Here is a 2,711-nt window from a genome sequence, read left to right on the forward strand (position 1 = left end):
TTCTCGACGCCGGCCTTGGCAATTACGAGTCGAACAAGCGGATGGTCTATTCCTGCAGCGAGACACTGACGCTGTCGCTGATCACGCAGATGGATGGCCTCGGCATGGTGTCTCGTGACGCAGCCCAACGTAACGGCTTGACCATTTTTCCTGGCTTCGAGGATGCCCTCGAAGTCCGGTTGGCGGTCAATAACCCTGAGTTGTCGGGCCAGGCCTTGCAAGACGTGGTCGACCTGCCGCTACAGGAACGAGCCGAGTGCAATGTACGCAGCCGTTCCCACCGCAACGGAGAGAAAGAGGTTTTTGCTGAAGTACGCACATAACAACGTCGGAATCGCGGCATAAAACTCCGGGCGATCGAGCTGCACGTGTTGATCCTTGATCAACAACGGCGTGAGGCTGATGGCAGCAACGATCGCCACGGGTAAGTATTCCAGGGCCCGTGCGACGAACGGCGGCCAATGGTCAGTGTTCACTTGCAGCGGCAGCGCACGCGGCAGGAACGTCACGACCATCATCAATACGACAACCAGGATCAGGAACGTTTGGTCAGGCATACACCCACCCCGCAGCCAACAAAAGTGGCGATAAATACGTTGAACGGCGAGCTGCCGACCAGGCTCAGCGCGCCCATGCAAGCGACGGCGGCCAGTGCGGCGATGAGTTTGTTACGCGTATTGCACAATGAAACCAGCACGTAGAGCATCATCGCCGTCAGCGCGTAGTCGAGCTGATACTTGATCAAGTGCGCCGCGTACTGCGCGCAAATCGCCCCGAGCAAACCGCCGAGTACCCATGAGGTGTGGCAATACAGATTGAAGCCGATCAGGTAACGCACATTGACCGGCGCACCTTTGCCCAGTTTGACGCTGTGGAAAGCGAACGACTCATCGGTCAACCCGCCCGCATAACACCAACGCTCAAGTCGGCTGAGCCCCATCGCTTGCAATGCCTTGGCCATGTAGACCGACATCAGCATGTGCCGCGCATTGATCAGGAACGTGGTGAGGACAATGGTGGTCAGCGACGCACCGCTGGAAATCAGCGCCAAGGCGGCAAACTGCGAAGCGCCAGCGTAAACGAACAGACACATGGCGACCGGTAACCACAATGGCATCCCGGCGTTGACCGCCATCAGGCCGAACACAAACGACACAGTGAAATAACCCGCCACCACCGGGCTGGCTTCCGCAAAGGTGCGCGAACGCTGTGGCCCGACCATCAGCGGATGGCTGCTGGACGTCTCATTCATAGATCCCTCTCCAATGTTCTTTCTCCGCGCGGTTCGCAAAAACCCTGAGCACTCCAAAAACGTTTGCCGGCGAGATTCGTATCGTCGACAAACAGGAACATCCGCAGCACGCCCACGCGTTTCATGTCCGCAGATGCCGCTTCAACCAGCCGTTGACCAACGCCCTGGCTGCGGTACATCGGGCTGACCGCCAAGTGGTTGATGGTGCCGCGACTGCCGAGCATGCCACCCAGCACCGCGCCAACGATTTCGCCACTGAGGTCCAGCGCGATGAACGCGGTGGTGGTCTTTTGAACCAACACCCCGCGCAGGCATCTGGCGTCCTGCCATTCGCAGAAAGACACCTCTTCAAATTGCCGAAAGAAGCGCTCCAGGCGCTGCGCATCTTTGGCCATCGTGCGCCGCAACATCACCGGTGCAGGGCACTCGGTGAGGTTCATGGGGTCAAGCTGTTCAGCGAACAATGTCAAAAGCGGTCCCGGGCCGCGAGAAGGAGATCGCCAGAATTTGTCGATAAGCCATGTTGTGGGAATGGGTATTGCGCGCCGGTGTGACGTAGTGGCGCATGTCCCGATCAAGGAAGTAAGTGGTATCGAGAATCTCCGTGTACGTTGTCGACGCCAAATGCTCTTGTTCATGGGCGCTGTACAAGCGGCTCTCTGCCCCCTCCACGTTATTACGCCCCCAAAAATGCACGCCGCTGAACGGGTAGCCGTCGCAGTGAATACCTTCCGGGGTGATCTCCAGTTGTTTACCGGGCTTGATCTCGATACGGATCTGGTGGATCTGGCACTGCCAGATTTCGTTGTGCAGTTCCGGCGGCAGGACGTTTTTGTACACGTCGAAATCCGTGTCAATCAGGCTGCGCATCACCGGAGAATGGATAATTTCCTCGGAGAAGTCCTGGAAGTGCCGCACCATTCCGCCCACATAGCTGTTATTGGCCTTGGACTGAACGTAGGCGCGGTGTTCCAGCTGTGTCAGTTCACGCGTGACCGGGTTGTACTCGAAGTCGCTATAGCGACGGTACCGATTGCCCGACTCGGCCTGACCGTAATAACTGTCGGGCTCCATGTTTTCCCAACTTCTGGTCAATCTGACGAAGTCGGAGAAGTGACCGAATAGATTGAAGTCACTACTTTTGACGTTGACGTATTTATCGCGCCGTAGCGATTCGCCCACTTCTTTATTCAAAACGAGCATTTTTAAAATCTCCGTGCATTTAGCAACCTAATCTAGAGAGCACAGGATTTGCGTCCATGAGAAAGAATTTCAGGCATCTCAAGCAGGGCCTGAAACGGCGTTTGAAGTGGCTGGAATTCGACTTTTTACGACTGAGAAAAGCCTTTTCAGTGCTTTTTACTGTATCGAGGTAAAAATCAAAGACCCGTCCGGAGATTTTTTGTAGCTGACAAAACCATCGCCCATAAAAAAGCGCCGCCATCCCGGCAGCGCTTTA

At 56.0% G+C, this 2,711-nt stretch carries 4 protein-coding genes and 1 pseudogene; 1 reads left to right on the forward strand and 4 read right to left on the reverse strand.

The features are described from left to right. A pseudogene (locus tag AC1DRJ_RS23780) lies at positions 1-323 on the forward strand (LysR family transcriptional regulator); the annotation flags it as partial. On the opposite strand, the gene AC1DRJ_RS23785 reads toward AC1DRJ_RS23780, so the two are convergent. Genes AC1DRJ_RS23785 through AC1DRJ_RS23800 form a run of 4 tightly spaced genes read right to left on the reverse strand, consistent with a single transcriptional unit; the run spans position 240 to position 2,455 of the window. Beyond that, positions 240-557 (reverse strand): AzlD domain-containing protein, encoded by a 318-nt coding sequence (locus tag AC1DRJ_RS23785; RefSeq protein WP_477804306.1) that lies wholly within the window; start codon positions 555-557, stop codon positions 240-242. The pseudogene AC1DRJ_RS23780 and the gene AC1DRJ_RS23785 overlap by 84 nt on opposite strands. After that, positions 536-1,252, reverse strand: a complete 717-nt coding sequence (locus tag AC1DRJ_RS23790) for an AzlC family ABC transporter permease (protein ID WP_477804307.1) — start codon at positions 1,250-1,252, stop codon at positions 536-538. Before AC1DRJ_RS23790 ends, AC1DRJ_RS23785 begins: the two co-directional genes overlap by 22 nt. Continuing rightward, positions 1,249-1,662 (reverse strand): GNAT family N-acetyltransferase, encoded by a 414-nt coding sequence (locus tag AC1DRJ_RS23795; protein WP_477804309.1) that lies wholly within the window; start codon positions 1,660-1,662, stop codon positions 1,249-1,251. The genes AC1DRJ_RS23790 and AC1DRJ_RS23795 overlap by 4 nt, the downstream gene beginning before the upstream one ends. 43 nt (positions 1,663-1,705) lie before the next feature. After that, positions 1,706-2,455, reverse strand: coding sequence for a 2OG-Fe dioxygenase family protein (locus AC1DRJ_RS23800; RefSeq protein WP_477804308.1), 750 nt, complete (start codon positions 2,453-2,455; stop codon positions 1,706-1,708). Positions 2,456-2,711: the final 256 nt, after the last annotated feature.

The organism is Pseudomonas sp. P5_B2, assembly GCF_056400445.1.

Coding starts and splice junctions, on each gene's coding strand:
- AC1DRJ_RS23795 (WP_477804309.1), bottom strand. CDS start 1,662: ATGTTGCGGCGCACGATGGCCAAAGATGCGCAGCGCCTGGAGCGCTTC.
- AC1DRJ_RS23800 (WP_477804308.1), bottom strand. CDS start 2,455: ATGCTCGTTTTGAATAAAGAAGTGGGCGAATCGCTACGGCGCGATAAA.
- AC1DRJ_RS23785 (WP_477804306.1), bottom strand. CDS start 557: ATGCCTGACCAAACGTTCCTGATCCTGGTTGTCGTATTGATGATGGTC.
- AC1DRJ_RS23790 (WP_477804307.1), bottom strand. CDS start 1,252: ATGAATGAGACGTCCAGCAGCCATCCGCTGATGGTCGGGCCACAGCGT.